This window comes from Phytohabitans flavus (genome assembly GCF_011764545.1).
GTDB lineage: Bacteria > Actinomycetota > Actinomycetes > Mycobacteriales > Micromonosporaceae > Phytohabitans > Phytohabitans flavus.
Genome location: NZ_AP022870.1, coordinates 1,462,983 through 1,476,635, shown reverse-complemented (window position 1 = coordinate 1,476,635; position 13,653 = coordinate 1,462,983). Strand labels below are relative to the sequence as shown.

12 protein-coding genes are annotated in these 13,653 nt (G+C 69.4%); 8 read left to right on the top strand and 4 right to left on the bottom strand.

The features are described from left to right. Nucleotides 1-54: 54 nt before the first annotated feature. Nucleotides 55-2,736 (bottom strand): ACP S-malonyltransferase, encoded by a 2,682-nt coding sequence (gene fabD / locus Pflav_RS06255; RefSeq protein ID WP_197938024.1) that lies wholly within the window; start codon nt 2,734-2,736, stop codon nt 55-57. A gap of 342 nt (nt 2,737-3,078) precedes the next feature. On the opposite strand from fabD, the gene Pflav_RS06250 reads away from it, so the two are divergent. From Pflav_RS06250 to Pflav_RS06215, 8 genes are all read left to right on the top strand, one after another. Next, nucleotides 3,079-4,227, top strand: coding sequence for an acyl-CoA dehydrogenase family protein (locus Pflav_RS06250; RefSeq protein ID WP_173034446.1), 1,149 nt, complete (start codon nt 3,079-3,081; stop codon nt 4,225-4,227). Then, on the top strand, nt 4,224-5,294 hold the full coding sequence (locus tag Pflav_RS06245; RefSeq protein ID WP_173034445.1) for an acyl-CoA dehydrogenase family protein: 1,071 nt from the start codon (nt 4,224-4,226) through the stop codon (nt 5,292-5,294). The genes Pflav_RS06250 and Pflav_RS06245 overlap by 4 nt, the downstream gene beginning before the upstream one ends. Before the next feature lie 64 nt (nt 5,295-5,358). Next, nucleotides 5,359-6,240, top strand: a complete 882-nt coding sequence (locus Pflav_RS06240) for an ABC transporter ATP-binding protein (RefSeq protein WP_232071022.1) — start codon at nt 5,359-5,361, stop codon at nt 6,238-6,240. Next, the gene (locus tag Pflav_RS06235) at nt 6,237-6,542 is read left to right on the top strand and encodes a hypothetical protein (protein WP_173034443.1); all 306 of its coding nucleotides are present in this window, start codon (nt 6,237-6,239) and stop codon (nt 6,540-6,542) included. The genes Pflav_RS06240 and Pflav_RS06235 overlap by 4 nt, the downstream gene beginning before the upstream one ends. Beyond that, complete coding sequence (locus Pflav_RS06230; protein WP_173034441.1) at nt 6,524-7,747, top strand: hypothetical protein; 1,224 nt, start codon at nt 6,524-6,526, stop codon at nt 7,745-7,747. The genes Pflav_RS06235 and Pflav_RS06230 overlap by 19 nt, the downstream gene beginning before the upstream one ends. Before the next feature lie 397 nt (nt 7,748-8,144). Next, nucleotides 8,145-8,459, top strand: a complete 315-nt coding sequence (locus Pflav_RS06225) for a hypothetical protein (protein WP_173034439.1) — start codon at nt 8,145-8,147, stop codon at nt 8,457-8,459. A gap of 159 nt (nt 8,460-8,618) precedes the next feature. Next, a complete protein-coding gene (locus Pflav_RS48540) occupies nt 8,619-9,614 on the top strand; it encodes an FAD-dependent oxidoreductase (protein WP_173034437.1) in 996 nt (331 codons plus the stop codon). Further along, entirely contained in the window at nt 9,611-10,459 is an 849-nt protein-coding gene (locus Pflav_RS06215; protein WP_173034435.1) for a hypothetical protein, read from the top strand. Before Pflav_RS48540 ends, Pflav_RS06215 begins: the two co-directional genes overlap by 4 nt. Here the strand turns inward: Pflav_RS06215 and Pflav_RS06210 are convergent. The 3 genes from Pflav_RS06210 to Pflav_RS06200 form a co-directional block, all read right to left on the bottom strand. Continuing rightward, a complete protein-coding gene (locus Pflav_RS06210) occupies nt 10,379-11,095 on the bottom strand; it encodes a hypothetical protein (RefSeq protein WP_173032619.1) in 717 nt (238 codons plus the stop codon). The two genes, Pflav_RS06215 and Pflav_RS06210, sit on opposite strands and share 81 nt — an antisense overlap. A 58-nt stretch (nt 11,096-11,153) precedes the next feature. Then, the gene (locus Pflav_RS06205) at nt 11,154-12,305 is read right to left on the bottom strand and encodes a cytochrome P450 (RefSeq protein ID WP_232071019.1); all 1,152 of its coding nucleotides are present in this window, start codon (nt 12,303-12,305) and stop codon (nt 11,154-11,156) included. Nucleotides 12,306-12,468: 163 nt separating this feature from the next. Then, nucleotides 12,469-13,638, bottom strand: coding sequence for a zinc-binding dehydrogenase (locus tag Pflav_RS06200; RefSeq protein ID WP_173034432.1), 1,170 nt, complete (start codon nt 13,636-13,638; stop codon nt 12,469-12,471). Nucleotides 13,639-13,653: the final 15 nt, after the last annotated feature.

Sequence of the window (13,653 nt, the reverse complement as noted above, 5' to 3'; positions counted from 1 at the left end):
CGTAGTCGGTGTCCTGGACGTTGATCTGTTCCAGCATGCTCTTGGCGACCGGACTCATTCCTGACTCGGCCGTACACAGGTTGATCGAACCGGTGACCACGAAGTCTGCGCCGAGGACGAACGCCGCGGCCGCGGCCTCCGGGGTTCCGATGCCACCGGCCGCGCCGACCCGTACCCGTGCGGGTAGCCGTGGTCGGCGACCATCCGGTCGCGTAGCCGCAGCATCGTGGGCAGCAACACGATCGGGTCGCCCCGGTCGGTATGCCCTCCGGAATCCGCCTCGACACACAGGTCGTCCGCCATGGGTATGCCCGCGCCGAGCGCGGCCTGTTCAGCGGTGATGAGCCCGTCCCGCTCCAGCAGGCTGACCAGCCGCTGCGGCGCGGGAGACAGGAAGCTCTCGGCCACCTCCGGCCGGGAAACCTTGGCGATGACGCGGTTGGCGGCCATCACCTCGCCGTCGGCGCCCTTGCTCAGTCCGGAGAGCCGGTACCGGACGAGGGCCGGGGTGATCTTCATGAACGCCGACGCCTCGACGTTGCGCACCCCGCGGTCGAGCAGCAGCCCGACCGTTGCGTCCTCCACCTCCGGCTGTCCCGGGTTGTGCACCAGGTTCATGCCGTACGGGCGGCCGTCACCCAGTTCGTGGGCCAGGCGGTCGATGGCGTCCGCGATACGGGGCAGGTCGAGGCCCCCGGTGCCGAAGAACGCGAGGATGCCCGCACGAGCCGCGCGGATGACCAGTTCCTCGGAGGCGATGCCGCGGTACATCGCCCCGCACACGTAGGCGTACCGGCTGCCGTAGGTGCGCCGAAACTCCGCGCTGCCCAGGTCCTCAGGCCGCAACCGCCGGGCCGGGACCGGCGGCGCGGGAGCCGGTGAGGGGGGTACGGCCTGCCGGATCTTCTTGACCAGGCCGGTCAGCACCTCCCCCGGCCCGACCTCGTCGAAAGTGGACACCCCGGCGGCGAGCATGTGCCGCACGCTCCGCTCCCATCGCACCGGCCGAACCAGTTGCTCGGCGAGGATCTCCCGCACCGAGCCCGGCTCGTACGGGCGCCCCGTGACGTTGGCTACGACGGGTACCTGCGGCGGGCGGAACTCGCAGCCGGCGAGCACCTGCTCGAACTCGCGCCGGGCCGGTTCCATGTACCGCGAGTGGAAGGCGCCGCTCACCCGAAGTACCAGGTATGCCCGTGCTCCGGCGGCGAGCACCGCCTCGCGCGCCGACTCGACCGCCTCCCGCGGACCGGACACGATGAACTGGTCCGGCGCGTTGTGATTGGCCAGGTCGATGCCGGACAGCGCGCCGCGCGACAGCACCTCCCGCACCGCCTCCTCCGTGAGACCGACCGCCGCCGCCATGCCGCCGCCGGTCGAGGCCGCCATGAGCCGGCCGCGCTCACACACCAGGCGCAGCCCGGTCGCGAAGTCGAACGCCCCCGCCGCGCACAGGGCGTTGTACTCGCCGAGGCTGTGCCCGGCGAAGTAGTCCGGCGCCGGCTCGCCGTCCTGCCTGCGGGCCAGGTAGGCGAGGGCGTTGACCACGAACAGCGCCGGCTGGGTGAACTGCGTCTGGTCGAGCTGGCCGCGCGGGTCCTCGCGGCACAGCTCGGCGACGGAGTAGCCGAGGATCTGGTCCGCCGTGGCGGTCAGGTCGGGGAACCGGGTGAACAGGTCACCGCCCATCCCCCGCGCCTGTGACCCCTGCCCCGGAAACACAACCGCTCTCATCTGCTTCCCTCCCTGACCTGGCGCTGAGGTGGAGGCGCGCCGTGACCGACCGGCTTGGGTCCTGATGGCTTGCAGGGCCCGGCCGCGCGGCGCGAAAGGATCCAGGATGGGTACCGCGCGGTTTCGGCCGTCGCCGCGCACGATGCTCGCCACGAAGTTCGCCATCGTGGCGGACGGCCCGAGGTCCAGGTACACGACGTCCGGGTCCTGCCGATCCAGGAACTGGATCGCCTCGCGAAACCGGATGGGCGCACGCACAAGTTGCCAGAAGTGCGACGCGTCGAAGTGCGTGACGTACCCGGCCGACTCGCAGGACACGAACGGCACCGCGGGTGGGCGCAGCGTCAGCCGGGACAGTGAGCTCAGGTACGGCTCAGCAACCGCGTCCAGCCGCGAGGAGTGGAACGCGTGGTTGACCGGCAACCGCTGGTACAGCACGCGCAGCTCCTGCAGGCGCCGCTCGGCGCGGGCCACACCCGCGGCGTCACCGGAGACTACGAAGTTGCGGTCCGAGTTGACCGCGGCCAGCTCGACGTCGGCGCCCAGCCACTCGTCATCGTGGTACAACGCGACGTCGCCGAGCACGGCAAGCATCGCTCCTGGCACGCGGTGCCTTTCGAGCATGTGGACCTGCTCCACGACCGAACGGGCCAGATCCTCCGGGCTCAGCACGCCGGCCGCCGCAGCCGCTGCGAACTCGCCCAGGCTCGCCCCGAGCACGTAGTCCGGTTCGACGCCCTCCGCCCGCAGCGTCTCCGCCATGGCGAGCTCGACCATGAGAATCGCGGGGTGGGTGAACCGTATTTCATCGAACGGGTCGGCAGCCGTACGGTCCGCACGGTAAATCTCTTCGAATACGCCGGGTAGGCCCAGATCCGCGAATACCGTGCTCCAGTTGCTCATGGACGCACTGAAAACCGGGTGGTCGGACAACAGGTCGCGTCCCATTCCGTAGTACTGCGACCCTTGGCCGGCGAACAGGAAGACGTTCTTTACGGGCATGGCGTTACGGCCCCCGGAGTAAGTGACTCGGCGGCGCCGGTCGGACCCGGCCGTCCCAGTCATGCTTTCCGGCCAGCACCTTTGACGGTAGTGGACACTTGCTGCCAGCCCGGTTCGGACTCCCGGAAGCGGCCACAGGCCGGTTGGGTGGTTGCTTCTTGCCGCTGCCGCTTACGGCCCTACGCCGGCGGTGCCGTCGTTGTGCGAATGCGGTAGAAATGAGCCACGCTAATGGGCCACCCGCCATATTCGCACGTTCCGGTGGCGTCCACAATTCAATGTGCTGTGCTACTGGCCGGGAATTTTGGGTCGCATCGCCGCCGAATTCACCGAAGGACCTGTATGCGGAGCGACGAACTGGTCGGGCAGGTACGGGCGTTCCTCGCCGAGCACGCCCCGGCCACCACCGAGCGGTTGGAGTTCCTACGCGCCCGGTTCGACGCCGGGCTCGCCTGGGTCAACTTCCCGCAAGGGCTGGGCGGCATGGACCTCCCGCGCGACCTGCAGCCGGTGGTGGACGGGGAGCTTGCGGCCGCCGGGGCGCCTGACGTGCCGCTGCCGCGTGTCGGCATCGGGCTGGGCATGGCGGCACCGACCATGCTGCGCCACGGTACCGTCGCACAGCTCCGGCGCTGGCTGCGTCCACTTTGGACCGAGGAGGAGGTGTGGTGCCAGTTGTTCAGCGAGCCCGGCGCTGGCTCGGACCTGGCCTCGGTGTCCACGAGGGCGGTTCGGGAGGCGGACGGTGACTGGGTCGTCGACGGGCAGAAGGTGTGGACGTCCACGGCTCACGAGGCGCAGTGGGCGGTCCTGCTGGCACGCAGCGACCCGTCGGCCCCAAAGCACGAAGGGTTGACCTATTTCGCGTGCGACATGAGCGCACCTGGCGTCGAGGTCCGGCCGCTGCGCCAGATCACTGGCGAGGCCGAGTTCAACGAGGTGTTCCTGACCGGGGTACGCATCCCGGACGCGCACCGTATCGGCGAGGTCGGGCAGGGCTGGCAGGTCGCGCGAACGACGCTGATGAACGAGCGGGTGGCGCTCGGCGGCGACCCGGTACCGCGCGGGGACGGGATGATCGGCTTGGTGGTTCGGAAGTGGCGTGCGCGGCCGGAGCTGCGTACCGCGGCCGGGCGCGACGCGCTGCTGCGGCTGTGGGTCGCGGCCGAGGCGGGTCGGCTGACCGCGCAGCGGCTGCGCGAGGAGCTGGCCGCCGGTCAGCCCGGCCCGGACGGTTCCGCGGTCAAGTACGCGAACTCGCATCTCAACCAGGAGATCTCTGGGTTCGAGCTGGAGCTGCTCGGCGACGAGGCGCTGCGGTACGACGACTGGACGATGCGTCGACCGTCCAGAAGAGACTGGCGGGAGCGCACGTCCGGGTACCGATACCTGCGCGCGAGAGCCAACTCCATCGAGGGCGGCACCTCAGAGATCCTGTGCAACGTCATCGCCGAACGGGTGCTCGGCCTGCCTCGCGAGGTGGCCGGGTGATCAGCCTCCGTTACTCGGACGTCGAGGACGAGCTACGCGCCAGCGTACGCAGGGTGCTCGCCGACCGGGCGCCGTGGCAGGCGGTGCTGGCGCGGGTGGAGAGCTCGGACCCGTACGACACCGGCCTATGGCAGACGCTGGCGGCGGACGTAGGCTGCGCCGGGCTCGCCGTCCCGCAGGACCGGGGCGGGGCGGGCGGCTCGTACCGGGAGGCGGCCGTGGTCGCCGAGGAGCTTGGCCGGGCGGTCGCACCGGTCCCGCACCTGGGCGCGGCGATGGCCACCGCCGCATTGCTGTCCGGCCAAGACTGCGGGCTGCTGGCGAAGGCTGCCGCCGGCGAGGTGCTCGCGGTGCTCGCGCTGCCGCTGTCCACCCGCCCCGGCGCCGGCCTGCCGGGGACCGTCACCGCCGACGGCGAGCGGCTCACCGGCGCGGTCGGCGGTGTGGCCGACGCGCTGCCCGCAGACCTGTTGCTGGTACCGGCGAACGGCGGGCTGTGGGCGGTGTCGCGGGAGGCGGCCGACGTATCCGAGGTCATCTCGCTGGACATGACCCGGCCGCTGGCCGACGTCACGCTGGCCGGCGCACGGGCCACCCGAGTGGCGGACGCCGCCCCGGCCGTGGCGGCGGCGCTGCTCGCCGGAACCGTGCTGCTGGCCAGCGAGCAGCTCGGCATCGCCGAGTGGTGCCTGGACGCCACGCTGGCCTATGTCAAGCGGCGGCAGCAGTTCGGCCGGCCGGTCGGCTCCTTTCAGGCGGTCAAGCACCGGCTGGCGCAGCTGTGGGTTGCGGTCACCCAAGCTCGGGCGACGGCGCGGTACGCCGCCGGCTGCCTCGCCGAGGGGGACCCGGACACCGCGGTAGCGGCGGCGCTGGCGCAGGCGCACTGCGGGCCGGTGGCGGTACAGGCCGCTGAGCAGTGCGTGCAGCTGCACGGCGCGATCGGCTTCACCTGGGAGCACCCCGCGCACCTGTACCTCAAGCGGGCTAAGGCGGACGCGATCGCACTGGGCACTGCCGCGCATCACCGGGACGTGCTCGGTGACCTGCTGACGATCGATCGATGACCGAACATCCGCGCTGGGCCCGCGCCAGGCCCACCGCCGGTAAGGTGACCGGCGTGGTCGAGCGGTGCTACGCGGGCGTCCGGCGGCGGGCGCGGTGATCGAAGTCGAGGACCTCCGAGTCCGCTACCGTGGTGCCGACCGGTACGCCGTCGATGGCATGTCTTTTCGCGTGGCGCGCGGTGAGGTGTTCGGATTTCTGGGACCGAACGGGGCCGGGAAATCCACCACGCAGAGGGTGCTGACCCGGCTGCTGCGCGGCTATGAAGGACGGGCCGAGGTGCTCGGCCGTCCGGTTCGTGCATGGGGGCCGGACTACTACCAGCGCATCGGCGTCGGCTTCGAGTTGCCGGCCCATTTCGCGAAGCTCACGGCCGTGCAAAACCTCGAGGCGTTCGCGTCCCTGTTCGAGCCGCCGGTCGCCGACGCACGGCTGCTGCTGGAGCGCGTCGACCTCGCGGACGCGGCCGATCGGGCGGTGGCCACCTTCTCCAAAGGCATGCAGGTGCGCCTCGGTCTGGCACGGGCCTTCGTCAACCTTCCCGATCTGGTGTTCCTCGACGAGCCGACCTCCGGCCTCGACCCGGTGCACACTGCGGCGGTCCGGTCGCTGATCCGGGAACAGGTCGACGAGGGACGCACGGTCTTCCTCACCACCCACGACATGGCGACCGCGGACGAGATGTGTGACCGGGTGGCCTTCGTGGTCGCCGGCAGGATCGCCGACATCGACTCGCCGCGCGGCTTCCGCCTGCGGTACGGACACCACGGCGTGGCCGTCGAGTACCGGGATGGCGACGGGACGCGCCGCAGGGAGTTCCGGCTCGAAGACCTGCCCAGCGATCCTGGCTTCCTTGACCTGTTGCGCACCGGGCGGGTGGAGACCATCCACAGCACGGAGGCGTCGCTCGACGACGTGTTCGTCCGGATCACAGGTGGGCGCCTGTGACCGCCCCGGCGGTGCGGCGCTTGGTGGCGCTGGGCCGCCTGGAGTGGCGGCTGGAGCTGCGCGCACAGATCCCCGCCGTAGCCGCCGTCGTCTGTGTCATGTGGACGGTCGCGGTGGCGGTCGTGCCCGCCTCCGCGGCGGGACGGCTGGGCACCGGCGTCCTCTTGCTGGACACCGCGACGTTCGGTGGATTCTTCGTTCCGGCTCTATTCTTGGGCGAACGCGCCGATGGCGCGCTCGCCGCCCTGCTGGTCAGCCCGCTGCGCTTCGGGAGTACGTCGGCGTGCGCTTGGCCGTGCTGACCGGACTGTCGCTGGCCGCCGCCGTGCCGGTCGGCCTGTCCGCGGCCCGGCTGCGCCCGCACCAGCCGGGCCTCGCGCTGCTGGGCGTGGGTCTGGTGGCCGTACTCACGCTGCTGCTCGCGTTCGCGCTCGTGCAGCCGCACCGCACGCTCGTCGGATACCTCACCACGGCGCCGGCGGTGATCGCCCCGCTCCTGGCCGCGCCGCTGGCCCATCTCGCAGGCGTGGTGGACCATCCCGTCCTGTACGCGCTGCCGACCACCGGCGCTGCCGACCTCATCGATGCCGGGCTGACTGGCCGACCGCTCAGCCCGGCGGCAGGCGCTGCGGCGACCGGATACCTGCTCGTGTGGATCGCCTCGGCGTACGCCTTGGCACGGCGGCGCTTCCACCGGCACGCGGTCCAGGCGCCCGCCGCCGCGCGTACCAGCCGGCCGGGTCGCCCGCGGGGGCGTGCCCGGTGGCGCGGCGGTTGGGTGCTGACGTTCGCACGGGCCGATGTGCGCACCGCCGGGTTGGACCTGCTGCCCGCCTTCCTGACCGTGGTGCCGGTCGCGCTTGCCACGGCGATCCGGTTCGGGTACCCGTGGCTCGCCGAGCTAGTGCGCGACCGGACCGGGTTCGGCCTCGACCCGTACCTGCCACTGCTGCTCACCGTCGCCGTGGTCATCCACGTTCCGCTCATCATGGGCATGGTGGGCGCACTCCTGATGTTCGACGACATGACAGAGCGCAGGCTCCAGTTGTTGCGTGTGACGCCGGTGACGCTCGAGCGCTACCTCGGGTACCGGATAGCCTTCACCGGCCTGCTCGCGCTGGCCGGCCTGGTGGTCGCCGTGCCGGTCTGCGGCCTCGCGCCCGATGCCCTGCCCGCACTGCTGCCCGCAATCGTGCTGGGCGCCGCGCAGGCACCGCTGATCATGCTCACCGCCACCGCCTTCGCCGGCGACCGGACACAGGGAGTCGGGCTCCTGAAAGTCCTCAGTGGACTGGTTCTGCTCCTGGCCATCGTGCCGTGGTGGCTGCCGGGGCCGCTGCGGTGGCTGGGGCTGCTGACCCCGCCCGGCGCGGTCACCTATGTCCAGTGGGCCGCGCACAGCGCCGTGGATGTCGTGATCGGGTGCTGCGCCGGCGCCGCCACCGCCCTCGCCTCGGCGGTCGCGCTGCGCCGGCGAATCGTCCGGCGGTACACGGAAGGCCTATAGCGCCCAATCCTCGAAGAGGTCGGTTTCGCGCAAGCTGGGGGCCGCGTCGCGCAGGACGTAGTGCTCGATCGCGAGTACCTGTCTGGCCACATCCCTCGGTAGCGCGAACCACGGCGCGTGTACAGCGACCTGGCTCGCGTGTGCCAGAAGCGCGCCGAGCGAGTCGCAGCGCCAGTCCTACCGGTTGTCCAATCCATGACGTCCTCCGCTGTCCAGTGTGGACGAGCAGTCGCGCGCGGATGAAGTGGTCCCTTGCGGACAGGTGACCCATCGTCATCAAACGTCCACTGCCGACCGCCGTCCGCGGCAGTGAGCATGTTCTGAAAAGGCCGCAGTGTCCCCGTCCGCGACTGATCACCCGGCTCCCTCGACACACGATCGGAAAGGAACGACCGACATGTCGTTGACCGGCACCTGGCAGCTTTCGATCGCCACGCCAGTAGGCGACCGGAGGTTCGAACTCGACCTGGTACAGCACGGGCCTGACCAGATCTCCGGTGTGAGCCGCTACGAGCAGGAGGAGGCGCAGGAGCTGACGGAACCGCAACTGAGCGGCAACAAGCTGACCTGGAAGACGGCGATCACCCAGCCGATCAAGGTCACCGCCACGATGGAGCTGACCTTCGACGGCGACTCCGTCAGCGGCACAGCGAAGGCCGGAATCTTCCCAGCCAAGATCGTTGGTCAGCGGGCACCGTCAGCGGCTGAGTAGGCCTCCACGTGCGAAGCCCGCCTGGGGCACCCGGTCTTTCCGACCTGGGTGGACTCTTCATGCACCGCAGGATCAGGCCACCCACAATTCGATGACTCCCCGCGGCGCGCCGGCGTTCCATGGAATTGCCAGCCGCACGCCTAGCAGAAGAGGTAACGGATGTCTGAGACAGTGCGCGCTGACGTATGCGTTATCGGTGCCGGCATCGTCGGTCTGCACAACGCTCTGCAGTACGCGCGGCGCGGGTTCAGTGTGGTCATCGTCGACGAGCTGACCGAACGCGGCACGAGCGCCTACAAGGTCGGAGAATCCTTGCTCATATTCTCCAATGCGTTCCTGCGCACCATCGGCGAGCTCGACAAGGAGCTTTCCGAGTCGTTCGAGAAGCGAGGCGTCTGGTTCGCCCACGGGCTGGAGGGCAAGACGGCGTTCGGCGCGGGCGTGTCCGAATGGGGTTTTCAGCACGCGATACCGGAGCGCTGGAAGGATGCGTTCACCGACAAGAAGTTCCAACGGACCATGTTTGGCGACTGCCAGATCGTCCGCCCGGAGATCGAGGCGGTGCTCCGGGACCGTCTCAAGCAGTTCGACAACATCACCCTCATCGATCGTGGCCTGGTCCGCGACCTGCAACTGGGCAGCACGCTGGGAGTGGACTGCGATCACGTCGTGACCTGGAGAGCCAAGGACGGCAGCCTCGACGGCACGGTCCGGGCCCGGTGGCTGATCGACTGTTCTGGCCGGGCTCGGCTGCTCGTCAAGCGTTTCGGGCACGATGTCCCCTCGCCGACGGGTTCGACAGTTCGTCGGTCTGGGGGCAGTTCTCCGGATGCACCGACGATTTCTTCGACGAGCGGTGGAACTTCCAGTTCCCCGACGGCGATGTCGTGCGGCGTGACCTGGACACCGTTCACCTGTGGGGCGACGGCTACTGGATCTGGCTCATCCGGCTCACGAACGACCGGATCAGCGTGGGAGTCAGCCTGCACAAGACCCGGACCGACCTGGACCGCAACCTGCGTACGGCGTTCTGGCAGATCATCCGCCGCTACCCGATGCTCGACTGGCTCAAGCCGGAGAACGCCCTGGACTTCTCGGCCTACCGCGACCTCCAGTACATCAGCGACACCTACGTCTCGCCGGAGCGGTACGTGATCGTCGGCGATGCGTCATCGATCATCGATGCTTACTACAGCCAGGGCATCTCGCTGTCGCTATCTACCTCCTGGCACGGTGCGAACATCGTCCAACGGGACCTGTCCGAGGGCGTGCTCGACACCGACTACATCAGGCATGTGAACGACGCGGTGCTCGCCGACTGGCGGATCATGCGCAGCATGGTGAAGTCCAAGTACGGCCGGGCCATCGCCGACAGCCGGTTCTTCATTCTCGATCACTGGATCGACTACCTCGTCTTCGGCTCGGCGACCGGCATCCGGTGGGGGATCTCCCGGTGGCTGTCCCAGACCGACGGCTACACCAGCAACGAGACGCCCGATCTGGCCAGTCTGCGTGTACGCCTGGGCCGGCGGCTGTTTCTGTCACAGTCGGTGGCACCGTTCAGCCTCGTCCATCCGGCCCGGGTCGCGGGCTTCGTCGAACGGTTACACGAGAATGCCGCACGTCGCGCCGTCTGGCGGCTCGACCATGGCGTCAACCTGCGCGCGACCACCGGTGCCATGCGGGCGGACGCGCCGATGCCCGCGCTGTGGCGGCTGCCGTTCCTCCGGTACAGGCGGCGGGCGGACCTGACGATGAAGGCTCTCCGGGAGCCTTCGTTCGTCAACCTCAAGGTCGGCTCCAAGCCGCCAGCGGTGACCAAGACGTTCGGAGTGTTCCTCCTCGCCATCACCGCGTGGGCTCTGGGCTACGACGTCGTCGATACCGCGGTGCGCCGCGCGTTCCACGGAGTACGCGGCCTAATGCGCCGGGGCGAGGGCGGAAAGGCAAACGGCCCCGAAGGCGCCGCCCGGGAAACGCAGCTTTCCCGAACCCCTTGACGTCCTGTGGCCTTCCGCGTTGAACCGGGAGCCCATCCGCTGCCCGTGTTGCCTATCTGCCGACTGTTGGCCTACTTTGTCGACGGCATGCAACACGGGCGGCGCGGCGGGTTCCCGGACCCTTTTGCGCCGGGACGCGCAGGCGAGCCGGGTACCGACGAGCATGGCCGCGGCGGCCACCCAGAGCGCGGTGCGCATGCCGTGCGGGAACGACTCGCGGACCGACGCCTGCAACTGGGGCAGGCCGAGATCGCGAGCCTCGTCGACACCGGCTGTAGTTCCTAGCTGCGCAACCGCAGCACCGCCGACGACCATGCCGGCCACGGCGAACGCGGCCGTCCACGCGAGCAGCGTGCCGCGGTGCAGCCGCCACGCGAGCGCGTACGGGCTGCGCAGGCTCGGCCTGCCCGCGGCCGGGCCGAGCCGAGCCGTGCCGGAAGCAGGCCAGCACCCAGGTCCCGGCGACCTCCACCACGAAGGCCAGGCCAACCAGACCCGCAGCAGGAACGCGCCGCCCAGGGCCGCGTGACGACCGACGACGGTGGAGCCGATGAGCTCCCGGCGCCCCATCTCCTCCTCGGCGCGGGTGTGCCGAACGACCGTCAGCAGGGCGGCGATCGCGACGCCGAGCAGCACGAACACGCCCCGCCACAGACGCGGTGAAAGGGCTCGCGAGACCGCATCGCGCCAGGGGTCAGCTCCCCATCGCTCTCGGGTCGGGATCCCAGGTGACTGGCACGCTGTAGACCCCGTAGAGCGTGGCGTCGGCCTTGAAGGGCAGTTCCTCGACCGGGGCGGCCAGTCGCAGGGACGGTATCCGCGAGAAGAGCGTCTTGAATACGATCTCCAGCTCCAGCCTGGCCAGGTTGTCGCCGAGGCACCGGTGTGCGCCGTGACCGAAACCGAGGTGGTGCCTGGCTCCGCGACGGATGTCGAACCTCTCCGGATTCGCGTAGACCTCCCCGTCCCAGTTCGCCGCCACCGCGGCGCAGATGACCCCCTCGCCCTTGCGCATCACCACGCCGCCGATCTCGACGTCCTCGAGTACCGCGCGGGACATGTCCGCGATGCCGAAGTAGCGCAGCGCCTCTTCGACCGCTTCGCCGACGAGGTCGGGATTCTCCCGGATCAGGGCCAGCTGGTCCTGGTTCTCGAGCAGGACCAGGGTGCCGAGCGAGATCATGTCCGTGGTGGTGATATGTCCGGCGATCAGCAGCAACCGGGCCAGGTTCGTGATGTCCTCGCGACTCATGACGGCGTCTTCGCGGTTCTTCAGGATCAGCCGCCCGAGCAGATCGTCGGTCGGGTCCTTCTCCTTGGTGGCGACCAGCTCGTGAAGGTAGGTGGCGAGCTCCATGCCCGCCGCCGCCCTTACCTGGGGACTGTTGTCGCGGCTGACGATGCGCATGGCCAGCGGTTGGAAGAAGCCGCGATCGAGATAGGGAATGCCGAGCAGCTCGGAGATCACCAGCGAAGGCACCGGCATGGCCAGCTCGGCGACCAGGTCGGCCGGGCGGGGCGCCGCGAGGAGCGCGTCGACACGTTCGTCCACGATCTGCTGGATGCGCTCGCGCAGGACCTGCATCCGCTTCATCGTGAACTCGGGTATCAGCATGCGTCGGTGCGCGGGGTGCTCAGGTGGGTCCATCGAGATTAGCGAGAGGTTCAGCTGCCTGAGAGCGCCCGGCGGCACCGGCAGCATGAGCGGAAATCCCGGTGCGGTGCGATCGGAGCTAAGCCGCGGGTCGATCAGCAGCTGCCTGACCTCCTCGTGCCGGGTCACCAGCCACGCCGCTTGGCCGGTCGGCAGCGTGACTTTGGAAACCGGCCGGTCCGCCCGCAGCATCGCGTACTCCGAGGGCGGGTGCATGGGGCACCCGCGGGCCATAGGGAAGGCGAGCGACTGCTCTTCGGTGGCTCCGGCGACGGTGGATTCGGTCATCGATCCTGCTCCTATTCTTCGGTCCGCCCAGGGGCAGCGCCGCGCGGGCCAATGTGGGACGTCGACGTCACACCGGGTTGACCTGGTAGATCGGGAAGTACGTGCTCAGCTTTTCCATCCGGTAATCCTGGGCGAGCACGGGGATCTCGTCGAAACCGTAGATCGCGTCTGGATCGATGTCGGCGATCCACCCGGTCTCCTCTTGGTAGTCGCGCACCCGTGCCGAGTCCTGGAAACGCCAGACGTGCGTGTGCACATGCAGATGCCGTTTGATGCACTCGGTGGCTCGGCGGTTCAGCAGGTTCATCCCGCCCTTCCAGCCGGCGGTTGCCACCACGCCCTCCCGGGACAGCGATTTCAGCGTCGCCTTGTAGACCGGGGCGCCGATGTTGTCGATGAATATCGCTACCCCCGCACCGCCGCTGAGTTCGGCGATCACCCGGAGGAACTCTTGTTCGGAGGCGCGGTAGCGGCGATCGGCGACCGGGTCGAAGTCTTCGCCGTGCCCGCTCCTGGCCAGATCGGGAAAGAGTCTGCGGTCGACCGGCTGGATTCCCTTGCCCCGCAGATAGGCCAGCCTCTCGTCGGTGCTCGCGGTCATCGCCACCCGGAATCCGGCGCGCCGCGCCAACTCCAGTTCGGCGACGGAGACGCCGCCGCCCCAGCCGAACACCAGGTAATCGCCCAGATGCTCCTCGCGCATCTGCGCCTTCCAGCAGTGGAAGGCGACACTCCAGTTGTCCCATGCCGTGAAGTAGCGCGCGTAGGCGGCCCATTGCGGCAGCGAGTAGGCGCTGTCCACGGGAACGGGCAGGAGGTTCTCCGCCCGGACCTTGGTGCGTCTGGTCATGAGCCCGACGGTCCCCGGCATGTCGTAGCCGTAGACCAGTTCGGCGTACCCGTGGCGATCGCGTCTCCCGAACGGCATGACCATGCAGACGTCGCCCTCGCGGACCGTAGTCGGAGCGGACGGTCCCGGGCGCAGCACCCGTACGACGCCGAGGTTGCCGATGACCGTGGACTTCTCGCCGCGCTGCCGGCACACGTCGATCGGATCGCGGGTCAGCGCGTGGTCCATGTTGGCCTCGTACGAGCCGTACAGCGGCTCAACAAGCACCTCGTGGTCGTCCGGCTCGGGAAACGAGAAACTCTCCCGGCGTAGCACGTCCTCGACGCGCGTCGGTCGCTCCGCGTCCTCCGGATTCGCGTACAGCACCCAGGCCTCGGTGGTAATCATCTACTCTCCCCGACC

Coding starts and splice junctions, on each gene's coding strand:
- Pflav_RS06200 (WP_173034432.1), bottom strand. CDS start 13,638: ATGATTACCACCGAGGCCTGGGTGCTGTACGCGAATCCGGAGGACGCG.
- fabD (WP_197938024.1), bottom strand. CDS start 2,736: ATGCCCGTAAAGAACGTCTTCCTGTTCGCCGGCCAAGGGTCGCAGTAC.
- Pflav_RS06225 (WP_173034439.1), top strand. CDS start 8,145: ATGTCGTTGACCGGCACCTGGCAGCTTTCGATCGCCACGCCAGTAGGC.
- Pflav_RS06205 (WP_232071019.1), bottom strand. CDS start 12,305: ATGCTGCGGGCGGACCGGCCGGTTTCCAAAGTCACGCTGCCGACCGGC.
- Pflav_RS48540 (WP_173034437.1), top strand. CDS start 8,619: ATGTCTGAGACAGTGCGCGCTGACGTATGCGTTATCGGTGCCGGCATC.
- Pflav_RS06250 (WP_173034446.1), top strand. CDS start 3,079: ATGCGGAGCGACGAACTGGTCGGGCAGGTACGGGCGTTCCTCGCCGAG.